The following is an 18,276-nucleotide window of genomic DNA, read 5'->3' on the forward strand; positions in this document are numbered from 1 at the left end:
TCTATGTTAAATATTTTTTTTGCTTACTTTTAAAATTCGTATAATACCTAATGAAGTTAATTTTTTAATACTTCTAATAATTCATCGATACATTCTTTAAGCTTTATACCTGTTAAAAATGCTCTTCCATTGAGTGTCTCGCAAGGGAAGTTGCCAGGTAAATCGCATGTACCAATTACCAAATCTGGTAATATTTCATTTGCTCTTGAAGCAGCGTCTGCAGCTTTACACTGAACAGTCTTTACTTCAATATTGTTTTGTTCGCAAAGTCTCTCAACTTTTTTAGCAACTACTGTAGATGTAGCTATAGCTGTTCCACAGGCTACTAAGATTGTTTTCATCTCTAATCACCCCCGGTTGAAGTTGTAAGCATGCAAAAAATATTCTAACCGTTTTTAAGTATGAAATTGTCAATTATCACAATGGATTATTAAAATCTCATTAATTTAAATTTCGTAACTGTTACATTTACACACAAATGAAACTTTGTTACTAATTAAGTATAATACTTTAACTAAAATTTGTCAACCTTTATATAGGCTTAAATTGCTTAATTAAAGCTATAGTAAATATATATTACGTCTATTATAATTTATTACTAAAGTTAAAGTAAAGTTCTAATTAAATTTTAATAAATAAAAAAAGAAGCTTATAATTAAGCTTCTTTTAGATTATTTTAGTAACACTCAATAAGAATAACAGCATCAAAAGAGCGAAAACGGCAACACCAAACGCAAGTCTTGCCATAAAGGTAGCCTGAGAAACTTTCTTTTCCATTTCAGATATCCTTTTTTCTGTCAAGTCATAAATATCAAGAGTTTCGTTATTAGCTTTCTGAGCTTCTTCCTCTCGCATCAAATCAATAGGATTAATTCCTACATTTCCTCCTATCAAAGGAGCAAAAGCTCTTTTTCTTAGACTTTTTTTATAACTTGCAAGTATTTTTCTTCTATCTTCCCCGCTTGTAGGGTCAAGATGGAATTCCTTTTCTTCTTCTACTGTCTCTATTGTGTCTTCACTGAGAAGATTGTCTTCTTCAGTAACATCAACTTTCTCTTCAGTCAATGTTTTATTTTCTTCACTCATACTAAACGCTTAAACTCCTACCGCCGTCAGCAATAACAACTTCGCCGTGAATAAATGATGGTGTATTCAAGAAATAAACAATATCAGCAACTTCTGTAACATCCATAAATCTTCCTAATGGAACAGTCTTCTTTCTGTCTTCAAGTCCCTGAGGATCGTCTTTAAATCTTTCAGCCATAAGTGGTGTCATGATTAAAGTAGGAGCTACAGCATTAATTCTTAAACCTGTATCGCCAAAGAATCTAGCTATACTTCTTGTCATAGAAACTACAGCACCTTTACTTGCTGCGTAAGCTACACTTCCGCCGCCGCCTGAGAATGCAGCTGTTGAAGCAACATTAACTACTGACGGAACTTGATCTTTATCTTTAGCTTTGAGTAATAAGTCGATTAAAGAAATTATCATATTGTAAGGTCCGTTTACGTTGATATTCATAGTTCTTGCAAAAACAGCAGGATCTAAGCTGATTTCTTTTGGATCTCCGCCCGGCGCAATAGCAGCGTTGTTAACTAAAGTAGTTAAATAACCATATTCTTTTTCAACTAATTTAGCAACTTCTTTAACATTATCAAGATTAGCTATATCACATTTAACTGCATGAGCAACTGTTCCGTTTGCTTCTAATTCCTTTTTAGTTTCAAGCATACCAGCTTCATCAAAATCTACGATTATAATGTCATATCCTTCTTTAGCAAATTTTTCACAAATAGCTTTACCAATACCTTTGGCTCCGCCTGTAATAACTACATTTTTTTTAGCCATGTTTATTTCACTCTCCTAAATAACAAAATTTTATCTACCACGTATTATATAACATAATATTTAAGTTGTCAATTACTTATGTAATTTTTTTATTTTTATCATTACATATGTAACATGGTATATTTGCTTAGGCTTTTCTCTATTATTTTCTTATATTTTTAAAAATAAGGTGGTTAAAAAACCACCTTATCTTGAATAAAATATTTAGTTTAATATAAACTATTTCATTTCAGGATCGAATAGTACTTTAAATCCTGTTACGTTAGCAGCTTTATTGAAAGCTTCTTCCCAGTCTTCAAGTTTCATAACATCAGATACTAATGGTTTAATATTGATTTTGCCAGCAGCAACTAAATCAACAGCTCTTCTCCAAGCAGTTGGTTTTTGAGAAAGTGTACCTTGAATTCTGATTTCTTTTTCTTGAATTCTACCTAAATCTAAGTAATCAGGAGATGGACCATGGAATACACCCATTTGAGAGATTGTACCGGTTTTCTTTACAATATCAAGACATGTATTTAGTGATGGATATGCACCTGCAGCTTCAACACAAACATCAGCACCATAACCGTCTGTCAACTTCATAACCAATGCTTTCAAATCTTCTTCCTGTTGATTTACACAGTAATCAATACCTAATGTCTTAGCTACTTCCAGTCTATGTTTATCTTGATTGATACCTGTTAATATAACTGTAGAATTATTTGCTTTTGCAGCTAAAGCAGCAAGTGTACCAATTGGTCCAGGACCTGAAACAACAACAATTTCGTCAGCGTGAGTAGTAGTTGTTTCTCTAACAGCATGGATACCGCAAGCTAATACTTCGATCAACGCGCCTTCTTCAAAGCTCATGTTATCAGGCATTTTGATACAGCTTGTTGCAGGTACTTCTACGTATTCAGCAAAACATCCATTCTTTTTAGAACCGATACCAAGTCTTTCAATACATACATTTGTATTACCTACTGCACAGTTTTTACATTTACCGCAAACTTTATATGTAGTCATTACAACTACTCTGTCGCCAACTTTTACGCCTTCAGCATCTTCACCTAGTTTATCTACGACACCACAGCCTTCATGTCCGATGATTACAGGTAGTTCACCCAATCTATCTGAACCAAATTTCCAATATGCTAAATCTGTGGCACAAATACCGCCTCTTTTTACTTTAACTCTAACATATCCTCTTTGAGGTTCCGGAATTGGGAATTCTCTAAGTTCAAGTTGTCTGTCTTCATTTAGGCATAAGCCTCTCATCATTTCACTCATTTAAGTTTACCTCTTTCATTTATTTTACAGAGTCTTTCATTTTTTGAATAAGCTCTTTATAATCAGCATCATCACCTTTAAAGATTGATGATGTTCCTGCCACTAATACATCTGCTCCGGCTTTTACACATCCCGGAATAGTTTCTGCATTTATATTACCGTCTACGGCTATCATTAACTTTGGATTTCTTTCATCAGCCATTTTTCTGATATTTTCTATCTTGCCTAGAGTTTGTTTAATAAACTTTTGACCGGCAAACCCCGGAGAAACAGTCATAGCTAAAACCATATCTATATCATCAATGAGATATTCCAAACAGTCTTCGTTGGTTGCAGGGTTTATAGCAACACCTGCTTTAACGCCCATTCTCTTTATATCTCTTAAAACTCTATGGATATGAATGGTACTTTCAGGATGAACATGAATACAATCATTTTCATCTAATATGCTTGCAATTTTTTCAATGTGTTTTTCGGGATTGAACATAGCCAAATGAACATCGAAAGGTATTGAAGTTCTTTTTTTCATCTGCTCAAGCATATAGATACCCATTGCAATATTTTCCACATAATGCCCGTCCATCATATCAAAATGGATTAAATCGGCTCCTGCTTTTTCAAGCTTATCTAACTCCCAGCCGAATTTCATAGGGTTCCCGCACATAATCGAAGCTGATACTTTTAAATCATTCATCTTATTTGTCCTCCCCTACTGCTTTATGTATAATATCTTTCATTTCTTTTGTTAAAGGTTTATATAGGTTCCTGTCACCTTTAAAAATCGCACTCGTTCCGCAAACATATACGTCTGCACCGGCTTTAGCACATCCGGGGATAGTTTCCGGTCCGATATTACCGTCAACCTCTATAAGTAAATCAGGATTATATTTTTCCTTCATCTCTTTTAAATCAGCAATTTTCTTATATTGATTTTGTATAAATTTTTCGCCTGAACCTCCGGGATTAACAGTCATCAAACATACTAAGTCAATTTCTTTGATTACTTCCTTTAAAACATTTAAATTAGTTGAAGGGTTTAAAACAACACCTGCTTTTGCACCCGCTTTTTTTATTCTTAAAATACTTCTATGCAAATGCTTTACCGCTTCTGCATGAATACATATATATTCTGCACCCGCATCAGCAATTCTTTCGTAATACACATCAGGTTCTACGACCATTAAATGTACATCAAAAATCATATCGCTGTGTTTCTTCATACCTTCAAGCATATAAAGTCCCATACCGATATTATTTACAAATTCACCGTCCATTACGTCGAAGTGGATCATATCTACTCCGGCTTCTTTAAGTGCATCCAGTTCATCACCGTATTCCAGCGCATTACCGCACATTATTGAAGCTGCTATTTTGTCCATATAAGTAAATCCTTTCTTAAATTTTAACCATGTCTTATTATACAATTATTTAATATTTAGGTCAATACAAAAACGAAATCCCAAAGAAAAGACTGATTTCTGAAGGATTTCGATTTATTTTAATTATTTATTTAGTTCTGTATTTAGCTTCCATTTCAGCCATAACGCCAAGTCTTTCAGTAAATCTTGGTTCTTTTGAATATTCAGTTTCAATCCAAACTTTGGCAATTTCAGCCATTAATCTTGGAGCAATAACTCTTGCACCCATTGTAAGGATGTTTAATTTAGTATCGCTCTTAGCAAATTTAGCTGTAAATAATTCATTACAAACAGCAGCTCTTGCGCCCGGAACTTTATTGGCAGCTACAGACATACCAACGCCGTTACCGCACATTAAGATACCGCCTGTTTCGCCTTTTTCATCATTAACAACATCTAATGCAACGGCTTCTGCGATTTGAGAAAATTGTACTGGAGGCACTGGCTTGTCAGGGCCTTTGTCGATAACCTTGATTCCCCAAGATTCCAATTCTTTAATAAGTAATTTTCTTTCTTCTATTGCAGCATGATCGGAACCGATCGCAATTGTTTTAAATTGACCTTCCATTATTTTTCTACTCCTTCTGGGAAGAATAAGATCTTACCAAATAATGTTTTTCTTTCATAGTTTGCTTTAAATACTTCTTCGATATCGTCTAAAGGATATCTATGAGTGATTATTGGAGAGAAGTCTAACATACCTTTTTCAAGGAAAGCAACTACGCTTGTCCATGGTTTTCCAGGGAAACCTTGTTGGATAGCATTCCAAGCGCCATATATTGTAAGTTCGCTTCTTCCGATCTTTTCAAAGTATTCTCTTGGAATAGTGATATCACCGTAAGGGATACCTAAGTATAATACTTTTGCACCTTTACATCCAAGTCCCAATACTTGAGCTGATGTTACAGGTGTACCGCCTGATTCGATAACAACATCAACGCCTCTTCCGTTTGTTACTTCAAGTACGCCGTTTCTTGCTGAATCGTAATCATCTATCTTTGAAAGAACTACATCAGTTGCTCCGCAGGCTTTAGCCCATTCAAGTTTTTCTTCCATGATATCGATGGCAATTATTCTTTTAGCTCCGAATACTTTTGCAGACTGAATAGCTAGTAAACCGATAGGACCACATCCCATAACCGCTACATCATCTCCGGGTTGCATGTTAAGTTTATATAAACCATGGAAACATACACATGTTGGTTCGATTAAAGCAGCTTGTTCAAAACTAACATTCTTTGGTAGCGGAACTAAGTTTCTTTCAGGAAGTGCGATATACTCAGCAAAAGCACCGTCTCTTACAGCTCCGATAACTTCAAGAGTCATACATCTTGCATATTCGCCTTTTTTACAGTATTCACATTCAAAACAAGGAAGTGCAGGACATGCTGTTACATGATCGCCTGCTTTATAGCTTGTTACGCCTTCTCCGACTTCAGTAACTTCACCACTGAATTCATGTCCCCATACCAATGGACCTCTGTCAGGGAATTTAGGTCCTAATTTAGTATATCTTGAAAGGTCGGATCCACAAATACCAACAGCTTTAACTTTAATTAATACTTCACCCGGTTTAACTTCAGGCATTGGAACTTCTTCAAGTCTTAAATCTTGTTTTCCATATAATCTTGCAGCTTTCATTTTATTTCTTTTCTCCTTTTATATTATAAATAAATACAACTTGATGCATCGATTTATGCATCTGCAGCTTTTCTTAAATCGTCTAAGTTTTTAGCAACATCTCCCGTAAAAGCAAAAGAACCTGCTACGATTACGTTAGCACCAGCGTCAACAAGTGACTTAACGTTATCGGAATTTACGCCTCCGTCAACTTGGATATCGATATCTCTGTCGCCGATCATTTCTTTTATTTCTCTGACTTTTTCAATCATAGTTGGGTTGAAAGAACCGCCGCCGCCACCAGGGTTAACGGTCATAACAAGAACCATATCTATATCGTCAAGTACATATTTAAGTACATCTGGTGGAGTTGCTGGGTTTAAAACAACACCGCATTTAACACCGAATGATTTAATAAGCATTAAACTTCTGTGTAAATGTGTAGTAGCTTCGGCATGTACAGTTATCATCTGTGCTCCCGCTTTAACAATTCTTTCGATGTATCTGTCAGGTTCCGTAACCATCATATGTACATCAAAGAATAAGTCTGTATGAGGTCTTAGCATAGCAATTTGGTCAGGACCAAAAGCGATGTTAGGAACATAATTCCCATCCATTACGTCGATATGTAACATTTCTACATTGCAGTCTTCAACTGCCTTGATTTGTTCATTAAGTCTTCCAAAATCAGCTCCGAATATTGAAGGTGATAATTTTACCATTTTTCTTCTCTCCTTTTGTTCTATTTGTTTCTTCTCTTTATTATAAGCATTGCTGAAAATTTTTCAAGCACTTTTCATTATTTTCCAAAAGAAACTAAAAAAAATAAAACAAGCCTTTCGTTATAAAGAAAAAGCCTATATTTCATAACTATTTTAAGCTTCTTTTCATTATTTTTTTATAAAAAAAATTAAAAAAATATACTTTGCCGGTTATTGCTGTCATTTTAACAGTGTTTGCTCTTTCCATGACGGGCTTGTATGCTGGTTCGGCAGATAATCCGGGAGAAACATTTCTTTCTTTATGCAAGAAAGAGATGACAGGAATCGGAATCGACAAACTGGTGGTTCTCATTGCGATCATTGCATTGTACATGAAATGCTGGAGGAATTTTTGCAGAAGCTGTAAATGGATCACGCATCTGATCGCCGCCATGTTTTCTGTTTTTATGCTGATCGGAATGTCCTTTTCCGTGCAGGGAAACTGGTCCTTCTTTACAGCTGGGAGAAATCAGATTCTGATTGCATTGCTTACATGGGCAGGATTCTTTTTTCTGTTTGATATAGTGATCAGTCTTTTATATGCATATGGAGAGAAGCATCCTTTTCTGCACAGCAGGAATATAAAGAAATTTCCGGAATTTATGGAAAAACACTACCTTCTGGTAGCATTTTTGCTGATTTTGGCAGGATGGCTTCCCTATATCCTGATCTTCTGGCCAGGAAGTGTTCCCTATGATGGCTTCCGGCAGCTGAATATGTTTGCCGGAAATCAGAGATTTACAAACAAGCATCCATGGGAATTAAGCCTTATAATGGGAGCCTTGATGACAATTGGAAATGTGATCAGTGATAACTGGGGCATTTTCATGGTGGTTGGCGTGCTGGCACTGATTTATGCGGTATGTTATGCCACTGTTTGTTATAAACTGAAATCATGGGGAGCACCAAGATGGTTCAATATCTGCTGTATTGCATTTTTCAGTCTTGTGCCTGTATTTGGAGCTTATTCCCAGACGATCATTAAGGATGGAAGTTTCAGCGCTCTGTTTTCCCTTTTCATGGTAATCTATGTGGAATGCTGCATTCCCACCCTTCGGGAAAAAAGTGGTCAGTCTTTAAGACAGCAGCTGACAGTGCTGTTTCTGGTTGGCTTTGGCATGTGCATTACCAGAAATAATGGACTTTACATGGTGCTTCCTGCATTTATCCTGTTATTCTTTTTCCTTGGAAAAAAACGCAGACTGTATGCAGTTGGAATGGTGATCCTTGTGACAGTGGGCTACATGGGGCTTCAGAAAGAAGTGGCACCGAGACTATACATTGGTAATTTCCCATCCAGAGTATTTTTCTCAATTCCAATGCAGCAGACAGCCAGATATCTGAAGGAATATCCGGATGATGTGACAAAGGAAGAAGCTAAAGCAATTGACGGGGTGATGAAGTATGATGAGATTGCGGATTTGTATAATCCGGAACTGTCTGATCCGGTAAAGGCAACTTATCGCGGCGGACATATTACCATGGCGAAGCTGAAACGCTACTTTAATGCCTGGTTCAGCATGTTTCTGAGGCATCCGGGGGTGTATATAGAAGCCACACTTCATAACAGCTATGGATATTATTACCCATTTCATAATTGCACCGCGCAGAGCTCCTACCGCTTCTATACAGTAAATGAGCCGCTGATTGAAGAGTCAGATTATCATCAGATCTTTTCCGCAGAGACAAGGAATCAGTTGAAACGTTATGCCGATCTGTGGAGTCAGATTCCAGGTCTTGCGCAGATCTGCAATGCGGGAACCTACACATGGATCGTGATTCTGCTCCTTGGATATCTGATCTACAGGAAGCGATGGAAAGGAATCCTGGTATTGGCTGCCCCGGCGCTGAATGTGGCAATCTGTATAGCTTCTCCGGTAAACGGTCTTCTGCGTTATGCGTTTCCGTTGATGGCGTGTATGCCAGCTGTGATATTCTGGGGACTGGCTTATGCAGAGAAGGCTATAGACGAAAAAAGAACCGACGAAAAATGAAAAGTCTGAATTTCTTTTATGGAAAGTATATTGTCAGGTAACTATTTAACAGGTACTATTCCGGGAAGGGTATAACTGTGAAGATACTGAACCGTGAAATTGTAAGAAAAATAACAATATATGGGAAAGATTGGAATCATGAGAAAGGCAGGTGATTCTGAAGTATATGGAAAAAATAATCATTATCGGTGCCGGACCGGCAGGAATTTCCGCAGCTTTGTATGCTGCCCGGGCAAATATGGATCCACTGGTGATCAATAACGGCATTGGTGCTTTGGAAAAAGCAGAAAAAATAGAGAATTATTATGGTATGGAACATCCTGTTTCCGGGAAAGAATTATTTGAGACAGGACTTGCACAGGCGAAAGCATTAGGCGTGCGGATCCTGGAGGCACAGGTGCTGGGGATTGGCGGGTTTGATACTTTTACAGTAAAGACAACAGCAGGTGATTTTGACACCATCAGTGTGATCCTTGCCACAGGAAGCAAACGAAAGGCTCCTGCAATTCCGGGGATTAAGGAATTTGAGGGAAGAGGTGTCAGCTACTGTGCTGTGTGTGATGCATTTTTCTACAGGGGAAAGGATGTTGCAGTGCTTGGAAACAGCGACTTCGCTCTTCATGAGGCAGAAGAACTGGCACCTATGGCTGGTTCTGTTACCATTTACACAGATGGAAAAGAACCGGAGTTTTCCAGGAAATCTTCTTTTGCGGTGAATACAATGAAAATTCAGTCTGTAGAGGGAGACGAGAAGGTGTCCGGACTGCGTCTGATCTCTCAGTCTGAGACGGATGCAAAATCAGATACTGACGGAGAGAAGAACTTTCAGCTTTTGCCAGAAGGAAAGGAAGCTGAAATGGAAGCTTCAGAGCTCCATAACCCGGAGAGTCCGGTAAGGGATTCCACGGAGACATTTGTCCCGGCAGACGGCGTTTTTGTAGCTCTTGGAACTGCAGGAAGTGCAGAGATGGCAAGACAGATGGGCGCGGCACTTACTGAGAAAGGCAACATCAAGGTAAACGAAAAGATGGAGAGCACCATTCCGGGGCTTTTTGCAGCAGGTGACTGTACCGGCGGTCTTTTGCAGGTGGCAAAGGCAGTTTACGATGGTGCCCAGGCAGGACTCAGTGCAAACCAGTATGTGAGAAACAGACAAAAAAAGTAGAATTTCGGCATGAAATCAGAGAGAAGAATAGACCGATAGAAAGGATGGATCAATTATGGCAAAAGTAATCACAACACAGAATTTTGAAGAGGAAGTATTAAAATCCGAGAAACCGTTTCTTCTTGATTTCTGGGCAACCTGGTGCGGACCATGCATGCGTCAGGGGCCAATCGTGGAGGAACTGGGAGAGGAAGGTTATGCAGTAGGAAAGCTTGATGTGGATCAGAACATGGAGCTTGCACAGCAGTTCCGGGTTATGAGCATTCCTACCCTGATCATTTTCAAGAACGGAGCAGAAGCACACCGTCTGGTTGGTCTTACGGATAAAGAAGAGTTAAAGAAACTTCTGGACGAGTAAGAACGATGAAGATATTACTTGCAGCATGTAATGCAAAATATATACATTCCAATCTGGCTGTCTTTAACCTGAAAGCCTGCGCAAAAGAATATGACAGTAATGTTGTACTTCGGGAATACACCATCAATCAGCAGAAGGATGACATTCTGAAGGATATTTACAGATGTCATCCGGATGTGATCTGCATATCCTGCTATATCTGGAATATTACTTTTGTGCGGGAACTGATGCAGGATCTGAGAAAGATCCTGCCGGATGTTCCTTTCTGGGCGGGAGGCCCGGAGGTATCGTATGATGCAGAGGAATTTCTGAAAAAGAACCCGGCATTTGATGGTGTAATGGTTGGAGAAGGAGAGGAGACCTTCCTGGAACTGGTGAAGCACTATATGAATGGAAGTCCTTCTCTGGAGAAAACCACCGGACTTGTGTACTGTAAACCGGACGGTACAATTCAGAATAACGGATGGCGGCAGATCATGGATTTAAGCAGGGTACCTTTTGCTTACGAAGATCTGAAGGATTTTGAAAATCGTATTATTTATTATGAGAGCAGCCGGGGCTGTCCTTTTTCATGTAGCTATTGTCTGTCATCTGTGGACAAGAAACTGCGTTTTCGCGACCTGGAACTGGTAAAGAAAGAACTTCAGTTTTTCCTGGATCATAAAGTGCCACAGGTGAAATTTGTGGACAGAACCTTTAATTGTAAGCACGATCATGCAATGACCATCTGGCAGTACATAAAAGATCATGATAATGGAATTACCAATTTCCACTTTGAGATTTCCGCAGATCTGTTGAGGGAAAATGAACTGGAACTGATGAGCACCATGCGTCCGGGGCTGATCCAGCTGGAAATCGGTGTACAGTCCACAAATCCGGACACTATTCGTGCTATCCACAGGACTATGGATTTTCCGAAGCTGGCAGGGATTGTAAACCGCATCCATAGTTTTAAGAATATTCACCAGCATCTGGATCTGATCGCTGGTCTTCCTTATGAGGATTATGACAGCTTTCACCGGTCCTTCAATGATGTTTATGCACTTCGTCCCCAGCAGCTTCAGCTTGGATTTCTGAAGGTTCTGAAGGGCTCTCATATGAAAGAGATGACAGAAGAATATGGTATTGTGCATAAAGAACTGGAGCCATATGAAGTACTGGGAACCAGGTGGCTGCCATATGAAGACATTTTGAAGCTGAAAATGGTGGAAAGTATGGTGGAACTGTACTATAATAGTGGACAGTTTCAGAATACCATCGCCTGTGTGGAGCCTTTGTTTGAGGATGCTTTCACATTGTATGAGAAGCTGGGACAGTTTTATGAGAAAAAAGGTTATTCAGAGATTTCCCATTCCAGAATGCGTAGATATGAGATCCTGCTGGAGTTTGTGAAGGAAGAACTGGAAGAACAATCCGCAGGAAAATCTGGAAATCAGGATCCTGAGGTGGAGAATCCTGCGGGAAAAGCTGCGGAAGATTGCAGAGGAATGGAAACTGCGACCTGGGAAAAGGTGGCAGACAGCATGATCTACGACCTGTATCTTCGCGAAAACCTGAAAAGCCATCCATCCTTTGAGTACGACCAGAAGCCCTATGAGAAAGCAGTCTGGGAGTACAGGCGCCAGGAAAAGGTGCCAAGGACAGCACATATTGAGGTGTTCCGGGATGGAAAAATATTGCTGTTTGACTATGAAAACCGGGATCCACTGCTTCATAATGCGGCAGTGAAGGAAATTCAGATATAATAAAGAAAGGGTGTAACTGTTCGGCTGGCCGTATTGACATGGCGTATATTTGTAGTCTGTAAAGTGCCGGATGGTTATGAGAGGTTAAAAAATTATGGGAATGTTTGATCCAAAGAAAAGAAAACTTGTAACTGCGATCATTGCTGTTATTCTTGTTCTGGCAATGGTAGTTCCTACTGTCATCTCTCTTCTTCTGTAGGGAAAAGAGAAAATGAGGCTTGGAAAAGCGGCTATGGAAGCACTGCAGGCTGAAATCAGCGGGCTTCTTACGCCTGGAAACGAACTGGTGGTGGCTGGAGCCATTGCTCTTTACGGCACAGCGCAGATTGCAAGGGAAAAGCATGAGATTTTAAGAGAGCATTTTTCAGAAGGTTTTTTGCGGGAGGCAGAGAATCTGAGAACCCTTTACGGGATAGCGGATGAGATAAATGTAAAAGAAGCTGGCGCTACCGCTTTTTACGCAATGGGCGAGGGCGGTTTTCTGAGTGCTCTGTGGAAGATGGCAGAGGCTTCCCAGGTGGGACTGGAAATGAATTTTTCCAAGGTACCCATACGCCAGGAGACAATTGAAATTTGTGAAATCTTTGACATTAATCCTTATAAGCTGAATTCGGAAGGGGCTGTTCTGATCGGTATTCCGGCAGGAGAAGCATTGGTGCAGGAGCTTCGCAGAATGGGCATGATGGCAGCCGTGATTGGACAGACGAATGCTGGAAATGACAGAATGCTTTACTACAATGGGAATGGCAGGTATCTGGAGCGGCCGGCTAAAGACGAGATATATAAGATATTGCCTTAAAATCGAAATAAAACTGCTGTAATTACAGGAGAGTATAAAAACTATGGGAACATTAAACATTGTACTTCATGAGCCGGAGATTCCGGCGAACACAGGAAATATAGGACGTACCTGTGTGGCTACAGGAACCAGGCTCCATCTGATCGAGCCGTTGGGATTTTCATTAAGTGAGAAAGCACTGAAACGTGCCGGAATGGACTACTGGAAAGATCTGGATGTAACTACTTATCTGGATTATGAAGATTTTCTGGAGAGAAATCCTGGAGCGAAGATTTATTATGCGACTACGAAAGCACCTCAGACTTATGCGGATGTGAAGTATGAGGACGACTGCTTTATCATGTTTGGCAAGGAGAGTGCCGGAATCCCGGAGGAGATTCTCCGTGACAATCAGGAGACCTGCGTAAGGATTCCCATGCTGGGAGAAACAAGATCTCTGAATCTGAGTAATTCGGTTGCCATTATTCTTTATGAAGCCTTTCGTCAGCATGACTTTGCCCATCTGAAACTGGAGGGGCATCTGCGCAAGTATGACTGGAAATAGTAAAAGACCTGGAGATTTTTTCAAACACGCTCCAGGTCTTCGTTTTTTATAAAAAGAATTGCTGAATAATTTATTTTGCTTTCTTTAAAGTAAAAATGAATTCTGTTCCAACACCTTCCGTGCTGATCACATTAATATTCTGATTATGAGCTTTGATGATCTCTTTCACAATAGAAAGCCCAAGTCCTGTACCTTTCCGGTCTTTTCCGCGGGAGGTATCTGTCTTGTAAAATCTGTCCCACACCTTGGACAGGCTGTCCTTGGGGATTCCTACTCCGTGATCCTTCACAGAAACGAAAACCTTATCATTTTTTACGGATGTTTCAATGTTGATCGAGGAATTGTCATTACTGAATTTGATTGCATTGTCCAATAAATTGTACAGTACCTGCTGGATCTGTTCCATATCTGCCTCTACGAACAGCTCTCTTCCGGAAAGCAGCAGTTCCAGGTCAATATTCTTTTTGGAACAGATTACCTCAAACGTATTGGCAGTATTTTTGATCACATCATTAATATCAAATTTGCGGATATTCATCATCCGTTTCCGTTCATCCAGATCATTCAGCACCAGAAGGCTCCGCGTCAGTTTTTCCAGACGGTCAGCTTCATGGGAAATGATATTTAAATATTTGTCCTGCAATTCCGGGGGGATGGTGCCATCCAGAATTGCCTCCACATATCCTTTGATGGAAGTCAGAGGAGAGCGGAAATCGTGGGAAACATTGGCAATAAAGGTGCGCTGGTATTCTCCGTTCTGGTTGATCCTGTCTGCCATGTAGTTCAGAGTTTTGGCAAGATAGCCCATTTCGTCCTCGGATTTCACTGGAATGCGATAACTCAGATCTCCGTTGGCATATTCGGAAGCCCCCTTGATGATCTGCTGCATTGGAGTATGGATCCATTTCTGATAGCAGAGAAGGAGCAGTCCGCACAAGGCATACACGGCAAAAAAAACCATCTGAAGAATTCCAAGAAGACCGCTTCGTTTCTGATAAAGCTGCTGCATGTCATAATGGTAGGTAACATAGCCTTCTGTTACACCGGAATTTTCCACCGATATCATCACATTAAGATGGGGACTGGAAAAATAGCCATAAAAATTACTGATCTGATATTGGGTATTAAGCCAGAAGTCCAGATCAGAATAGGGGATGGAAATTGTGTTTGCAGCAGAGAATTTTTCAGAGGATGTTCCATTCTCTGGGATTTTATCTGTTTCTGAAGTCTGAACTTCAGAATCGGCAGTGGATTTCGCAGAACTGACGTTATATTCCAGATTTGAGGACTGCACGATCACATGGAAATTTTTATCCAGGATCAGTATCCCGGCTTCCTCTCCGGAAGCCAGAATATCCATAATCTTTTCCAGTCCTTTGCTATCATTGTCTGCAATCTGCTGTACAGTGACAGCATCAGAAGCAAATCGTACAGCACTGTCATACAGCCTTGCGCCAACTTCTTCTTCCAGATAGGTTTCCACGAAATGAGAGCCACCTGCTGTAGCGAAAAGGAAGCCTACAATTCCAATGAAAATATAACTGCAGATCAGTTTGCTGTGAACCGTTTTTCTCATTCGCTTTTTACCTCAAACTTGTATCCGATTCCCCAGACTGTAGAAATAGACCAGTTCGGATGATCTTTGATTTTTTCGCGCAGACGTTTAATGTGAACGTCTACAGTTCTGGTATCGCCAATATATTCGTAGCCCCAGATGTGGTCCAGTAGCTGCTCTCTGGTGAATACCTGATTGGGTGAGGAAGCAAGGAAATAGAGAAGCTCCAGCTCCTTAGGCGGCATGTCTACCTGTTTTCCCATATAAGTAACGGAATAGTTGGTAAGGTTGACAATAAGATCCGGATAAGTGGCACATTTCTCATCGCTTACAACTGCAGCCTGTTTGGGCTGGAAACGGCGTAGAACTGCACGGACACGGGCAACCAGTTCTTTTGAATCAAAAGGCTTGATAATGTAGTCGTCGGCGCCAAGCTCCAGGCCAAGTACCTTGTCAAAGGTTTCTCCTTTTGCGGAAAGCATAATGATCGGCACGTCTGAGGTGTGGCGGATCTCACGGCAGACCTGATAGCCGTCAATACCTGGAAGCATCAGATCCAGAAGAATCAGGTTCGGGCGAAAAGTCTGAAATTCTTTTAAAGCCAGCTCGCCATCGTTTACAATTTTTGTTTCGAAACATTCTTTGGTAAGATACAGAGAAATCAGCTCTGCAATATTGTTGTCATCATCGACAATGAGGATTTTCTGTTTAGCAACCATAGTTTCTCCTTATAAAATATAGTTATTTCTTAAATTCTACAATGGTAACACCAGCATCTCCTTCGCCAAATTCAGCCAGGTGGAAATCAGCCACATGCTTCTGGCGGCGGAGATAATTGTGTACTCCTTTTCGAAGGGCACCGGTACCTTTACCATGTACGATACGCACGCTCTTTAAGTGTGCCAGATAAGCGTCATCCAGATATTTATCCAGTTCTGCCACAGCCTCATCTACAGTTTTTCCAAGAAGATTAATTTCAGTGGAAACACTGGTAGACTTGGACATGCGGATCTTGCCTGCTCCTGTTCTGGAAAGTCCAGGAGTGTTGATAACTGGTTCGTCAACAAGCTCCAGGTCAGAAATATGAACCTTGGAACGGATGATACCCATCTGTACAAAAAGAAAGCCTTTGGAATCGGGATGACTGCTGACAGTTCCTTTCAGATTCATGCTCAGTACCTGAACGGTATCTCCAAGGGAAAGATCCTTAGGCTTCAGCTCTTTTTTCGGTTTCTTTACGGTGGTGTTCATGGACATGCCCTTTTCGGCTTTGTTCATGCGGTTTCTAAGATTCTGGCGTTCTTTTTCAATGGCAGCAGTGTCCACGTGATCTTTCTGGAATTTGTGGAACATTTTCATGGTCTGATCTGCGTATTCCTTAGCATCTGCAAGAATCTTACGGGCTTCTTCGTTGGCTTCGCGCAAGATCCGCTCTTTACGTTCGTCCAGCTTCTCCTGCTTGGACTCTAACTCCTGTTTCAAGGAAGCAATCTGGGTTTTGTAACGCTCTGCTTCCTGGCGCTCGTTTTCGATGATCACGCGGCTGTTTTCCAGGGAGGTAAGTACATCCTCGAAGGACTCGTCCTTCTGGCTGATCTGATCTTTGGCGCGCTCAATGATAAAGTCCGGAAGTCCAAGTTTGGAAGAAATCGCAAAGGCATTACTCTTTCCAGGAACACCGATGAGCAGGCGGTAAGTAGGACGCAGGGTTTCCACATTAAACTCACAGCAGGCATTTTCAACGCCGTCAGTGGACAGGGCGTAAACTTTCAGTTCACTGTAATGGGTGGTTGCCATAGTGCGGATGCCTTGTTCATGCAGGAAGGACAAAATGGAGATGGCAAGTGCCGCTCCTTCTGTCGGGTCGGTACCAGCGCCAAGCTCATCAAAAAGCACCAGAGAGTCCTGATCTGCTTTTTTCAGGAAAGACACTACGTTGGTCATATGTGAGGAAAAGGTACTGAGAGACTGCTCGATGCTCTGCTCGTCCCCGATATCTGCGTAAACCTCACGGAAAACAGAAAGCTCGGAGCGGTCCAGGGCTGGAATGTGAAGTCCCGCCTGTCCCATCAGGGTCAGAAGTCCAACTGTCTTAAGGGAAACGGTTTTACCACCAGTATTTGGTCCGGTTACAACAAGGAGGTCGAAGTCTTCTCCAAGACGGATGTCAATGGGAACGGCTTTTTTCCTGGGAATGAGCGGGTGGCGTGCCTGTTTCAGGTGAATGCGTTTCTCTGTATTGAAAATGGGTTCTGTGGCATTCATATCCAGTGCAAGTCCTGCTCTGGCAAAAATGAAATCCAGCTGGATCATAATGTCAAGGTCTGCGCGAATGGCGTCCACATTCTGGGCGGTCTGTTCACTTAAGGTAGCGAGAACTGCCTCAATCTCTTTCTGTTCTTGAAGCTCCAGCTCGCGGATGTCGTTGTTTAGTTTGACAATCGCCAGAGGCTCAATGAATAAAGTGGAGCCGGTGGAAGACTGGTCGTGGATCATACCTGGAACCTGACCTTTGTATTCGGCTTTTACCGGGATACAGTAGCGGCCGTTTCGCATGGTGATAACGGAGTCCTGAAGGTAATTGCGGGCGCTGCCGTTTACCAGAGAGGCCAGCTGGGTGTGGATGCGGTCATTGGCAACTTTCATGCTGCGGCGTACATGCATCAGACCGGCACTGGCGTCGTCACTGATTTCGTCCTGGGAAATGATGCAGCGGCGGATTTCGGCTGAGAGGGGAGTCAATGGCTCCAAACTCTCAAACATGCCGTCCAGAGAGTCTTCTCTTGCATCTCCGCGCTCATTTCGGGAGTAGGCTTTGACACGGTTGGTATTTTCCAGAAGTCCGGCAATGGCAAGGAGTTCGGAAATTCCAAGGGAACTTCCGATTTCCAGACGTTTCAGTGAGCCGCGCACGTCTTTTACGCTTCCAAAGGAGATGTTTCCTTTCTGGAAAAGGCGTGTGAGGGCGTCTCTGGTCTGGGTCTGCATATGACGGATTTCGTAAACATCTTCAGAGGGCAGGAGGTGCCTGCACAGGTCTTTTCCCATCTGGGAAGAAGCCTTCTCTGTCAGTTGGTCGATGATCTTGTAGTATTCAAGTGATTTTAAAGCTTTTGGATTCATAATATCTCCTATAAATCAATTGCTATTTAGTTGATTAAAAGTTCTTCAATGCGGACGCATTTGGACAATGTGT

General features: G+C 41.1%; 18 protein-coding genes. 6 read left to right on the plus strand and 12 right to left on the minus strand.

All coding sequences use genetic code 11. The annotated features are described in order from the left end of the window. Positions 1 to 56 precede the first annotated feature (56 nt). The 9 genes from Q0516_RS06995 to rpe (Q0516_RS07035) all read right to left on the minus strand — a co-directional run bounded on the left by Q0516_RS06995 (position 57) and on the right by rpe (Q0516_RS07035) (position 6,881). Positions 57 to 341: a PTS sugar transporter subunit IIB gene (locus tag Q0516_RS06995; RefSeq protein ID WP_257479582.1), complete on the minus strand. Its 285-nt coding sequence runs from the start codon at positions 339 to 341 to the stop codon at positions 57 to 59. Between the two features lie 325 nt (positions 342 to 666). After that, the gene (locus tag Q0516_RS07000; RefSeq protein ID WP_294464904.1) at positions 667 to 1,086 is read right to left on the minus strand and encodes a hypothetical protein; all 420 of its coding nucleotides are present in this window, start codon (positions 1,084 to 1,086) and stop codon (positions 667 to 669) included. Between the two features lies 1 nt (position 1,087). Next, positions 1,088 to 1,849 (minus strand): SDR family oxidoreductase, encoded by a 762-nt coding sequence (locus Q0516_RS07005; protein ID WP_257479580.1) that lies wholly within the window; start codon positions 1,847 to 1,849, stop codon positions 1,088 to 1,090. A gap of 219 nt (positions 1,850 to 2,068) precedes the next feature. Then, the gene (locus tag Q0516_RS07010) at positions 2,069 to 3,121 is read right to left on the minus strand and encodes an alcohol dehydrogenase catalytic domain-containing protein (protein ID WP_257479579.1); all 1,053 of its coding nucleotides are present in this window, start codon (positions 3,119 to 3,121) and stop codon (positions 2,069 to 2,071) included. A gap of 19 nt (positions 3,122 to 3,140) precedes the next feature. Further along, positions 3,141 to 3,815 (minus strand): ribulose-phosphate 3-epimerase, encoded by a 675-nt coding sequence (rpe, locus tag Q0516_RS07015; protein WP_257479578.1) that lies wholly within the window; start codon positions 3,813 to 3,815, stop codon positions 3,141 to 3,143. Position 3,816: 1 nt separating this feature from the next. Continuing rightward, positions 3,817 to 4,500: a ribulose-phosphate 3-epimerase gene (rpe, locus tag Q0516_RS07020; RefSeq protein WP_257479577.1), complete on the minus strand. Its 684-nt coding sequence runs from the start codon at positions 4,498 to 4,500 to the stop codon at positions 3,817 to 3,819. Positions 4,501 to 4,627: 127 nt separating this feature from the next. Beyond that, a complete protein-coding gene (locus Q0516_RS07025) occupies positions 4,628 to 5,107 on the minus strand; it encodes an RpiB/LacA/LacB family sugar-phosphate isomerase (RefSeq protein WP_257479576.1) in 480 nt (159 codons plus the stop codon). Beyond that, on the minus strand, positions 5,107 to 6,180 hold the full coding sequence (locus Q0516_RS07030) for a galactitol-1-phosphate 5-dehydrogenase (protein ID WP_257479575.1): 1,074 nt from the start codon (positions 6,178 to 6,180) through the stop codon (positions 5,107 to 5,109). The genes Q0516_RS07025 and Q0516_RS07030 overlap by 1 nt, the downstream gene beginning before the upstream one ends. Before the next feature lie 53 nt (positions 6,181 to 6,233). Further along, positions 6,234 to 6,881, minus strand: a complete 648-nt coding sequence (gene rpe, locus Q0516_RS07035) for a ribulose-phosphate 3-epimerase (protein ID WP_294464915.1) — start codon at positions 6,879 to 6,881, stop codon at positions 6,234 to 6,236. 203 nt (positions 6,882 to 7,084) lie between these two features. Here rpe (Q0516_RS07035) and Q0516_RS07040 point away from each other — a divergent pair, with 203 nt between their 5' ends. From Q0516_RS07040 to Q0516_RS07065, 6 genes are all read left to right on the plus strand, one after another. After that, a complete protein-coding gene (locus Q0516_RS07040; RefSeq protein ID WP_294464918.1) occupies positions 7,085 to 8,914 on the plus strand; it encodes a DUF6020 family protein in 1,830 nt (609 codons plus the stop codon). Positions 8,915 to 9,080: 166 nt separating this feature from the next. Continuing rightward, positions 9,081 to 10,079 carry an FAD-dependent oxidoreductase gene (locus Q0516_RS07045; protein WP_294464921.1) on the plus strand — a complete coding sequence of 333 codons (999 nt, stop codon included), beginning with the start codon at positions 9,081 to 9,083 and terminating at the stop codon, positions 10,077 to 10,079. 55 nt (positions 10,080 to 10,134) lie between these two features. Further along, the gene (trxA, locus tag Q0516_RS07050) at positions 10,135 to 10,437 is read left to right on the plus strand and encodes a thioredoxin (RefSeq protein ID WP_118582321.1); all 303 of its coding nucleotides are present in this window, start codon (positions 10,135 to 10,137) and stop codon (positions 10,435 to 10,437) included. Positions 10,438 to 10,442: 5 nt separating this feature from the next. Next, entirely contained in the window at positions 10,443 to 12,182 is a 1,740-nt protein-coding gene (locus Q0516_RS07055) for a B12-binding domain-containing radical SAM protein (protein WP_294423509.1), read from the plus strand. A gap of 211 nt (positions 12,183 to 12,393) precedes the next feature. Further along, positions 12,394 to 12,981 carry an AIR synthase-related protein gene (locus Q0516_RS07060; protein WP_294464925.1) on the plus strand — a complete coding sequence of 196 codons (588 nt, stop codon included), beginning with the start codon at positions 12,394 to 12,396 and terminating at the stop codon, positions 12,979 to 12,981. 43 nt (positions 12,982 to 13,024) lie between these two features. Continuing rightward, positions 13,025 to 13,525, plus strand: coding sequence for a tRNA (cytidine(34)-2'-O)-methyltransferase (locus tag Q0516_RS07065; protein ID WP_173716891.1), 501 nt, complete (start codon positions 13,025 to 13,027; stop codon positions 13,523 to 13,525). Between the two features lie 70 nt (positions 13,526 to 13,595). Here Q0516_RS07065 and Q0516_RS07070 read toward each other — a convergent pair whose 3' ends face one another. Genes Q0516_RS07070 through Q0516_RS07080 form a run of 3 tightly spaced genes read right to left on the minus strand, consistent with a single transcriptional unit; the run spans position 13,596 to position 18,203 of the window. Then, entirely contained in the window at positions 13,596 to 15,101 is a 1,506-nt protein-coding gene (locus Q0516_RS07070; protein ID WP_118582330.1) for a HAMP domain-containing sensor histidine kinase, read from the minus strand. Beyond that, the gene (locus Q0516_RS07075) at positions 15,098 to 15,799 is read right to left on the minus strand and encodes a response regulator transcription factor (RefSeq protein WP_118582333.1); all 702 of its coding nucleotides are present in this window, start codon (positions 15,797 to 15,799) and stop codon (positions 15,098 to 15,100) included. Before Q0516_RS07075 ends, Q0516_RS07070 begins: the two co-directional genes overlap by 4 nt. A 22-nt stretch (positions 15,800 to 15,821) precedes the next feature. After that, a complete protein-coding gene (locus Q0516_RS07080) occupies positions 15,822 to 18,203 on the minus strand; it encodes an endonuclease MutS2 (RefSeq protein WP_173716889.1) in 2,382 nt (793 codons plus the stop codon). Positions 18,204 to 18,276: the final 73 nt, after the last annotated feature.

The organism is uncultured Anaerofustis sp. (assembly GCF_938029165.1).
Taxonomy (GTDB): domain Bacteria; phylum Bacillota; class Clostridia; order Eubacteriales; family Anaerofustaceae; genus Anaerofustis.

What these genes read in the sequence shown, in the direction of transcription:
- Q0516_RS06995 (WP_257479582.1), bottom strand. Translation starts at nt 341, where the DNA reads ATGAAAACAATCTTAGTAGCCTGTGGAACAGCTATAGCTACATCTACA.
- rpe (WP_257479577.1), bottom strand. Translation starts at nt 4,500, where the DNA reads ATGGACAAAATAGCAGCTTCAATAATGTGCGGTAATGCGCTGGAATAC.
- Q0516_RS07065 (WP_173716891.1), top strand. Translation starts at nt 13,025, where the DNA reads ATGGGAACATTAAACATTGTACTTCATGAGCCGGAGATTCCGGCGAAC.
- rpe (WP_294464915.1), bottom strand. Translation starts at nt 6,881, where the DNA reads ATGGTAAAATTATCACCTTCAATATTCGGAGCTGATTTTGGAAGACTT.
- Q0516_RS07000 (WP_294464904.1), bottom strand. Translation starts at nt 1,086, where the DNA reads ATGAGTGAAGAAAATAAAACATTGACTGAAGAGAAAGTTGATGTTACT.
- Q0516_RS07010 (WP_257479579.1), bottom strand. Translation starts at nt 3,121, where the DNA reads ATGAGTGAAATGATGAGAGGCTTATGCCTAAATGAAGACAGACAACTT.
- trxA (WP_118582321.1), top strand. Translation starts at nt 10,135, where the DNA reads ATGGCAAAAGTAATCACAACACAGAATTTTGAAGAGGAAGTATTAAAA.
- Q0516_RS07025 (WP_257479576.1), bottom strand. Translation starts at nt 5,107, where the DNA reads ATGGAAGGTCAATTTAAAACAATTGCGATCGGTTCCGATCATGCTGCA.
- Q0516_RS07075 (WP_118582333.1), bottom strand. Translation starts at nt 15,799, where the DNA reads ATGGTTGCTAAACAGAAAATCCTCATTGTCGATGATGACAACAATATT.
- Q0516_RS07080 (WP_173716889.1), bottom strand. Translation starts at nt 18,203, where the DNA reads ATGAATCCAAAAGCTTTAAAATCACTTGAATACTACAAGATCATCGAC.
- Q0516_RS07060 (WP_294464925.1), top strand. Translation starts at nt 12,394, where the DNA reads ATGAGGCTTGGAAAAGCGGCTATGGAAGCACTGCAGGCTGAAATCAGC.
- Q0516_RS07005 (WP_257479580.1), bottom strand. Translation starts at nt 1,849, where the DNA reads ATGGCTAAAAAAAATGTAGTTATTACAGGCGGAGCCAAAGGTATTGGT.
- Q0516_RS07070 (WP_118582330.1), bottom strand. Translation starts at nt 15,101, where the DNA reads ATGAGAAAAACGGTTCACAGCAAACTGATCTGCAGTTATATTTTCATT.
- Q0516_RS07030 (WP_257479575.1), bottom strand. Translation starts at nt 6,180, where the DNA reads ATGAAAGCTGCAAGATTATATGGAAAACAAGATTTAAGACTTGAAGAA.
- Q0516_RS07045 (WP_294464921.1), top strand. Translation starts at nt 9,081, where the DNA reads ATGGAAAAAATAATCATTATCGGTGCCGGACCGGCAGGAATTTCCGCA.
- rpe (WP_257479578.1), bottom strand. Translation starts at nt 3,815, where the DNA reads ATGAATGATTTAAAAGTATCAGCTTCGATTATGTGCGGGAACCCTATG.
- Q0516_RS07055 (WP_294423509.1), top strand. Translation starts at nt 10,443, where the DNA reads ATGAAGATATTACTTGCAGCATGTAATGCAAAATATATACATTCCAAT.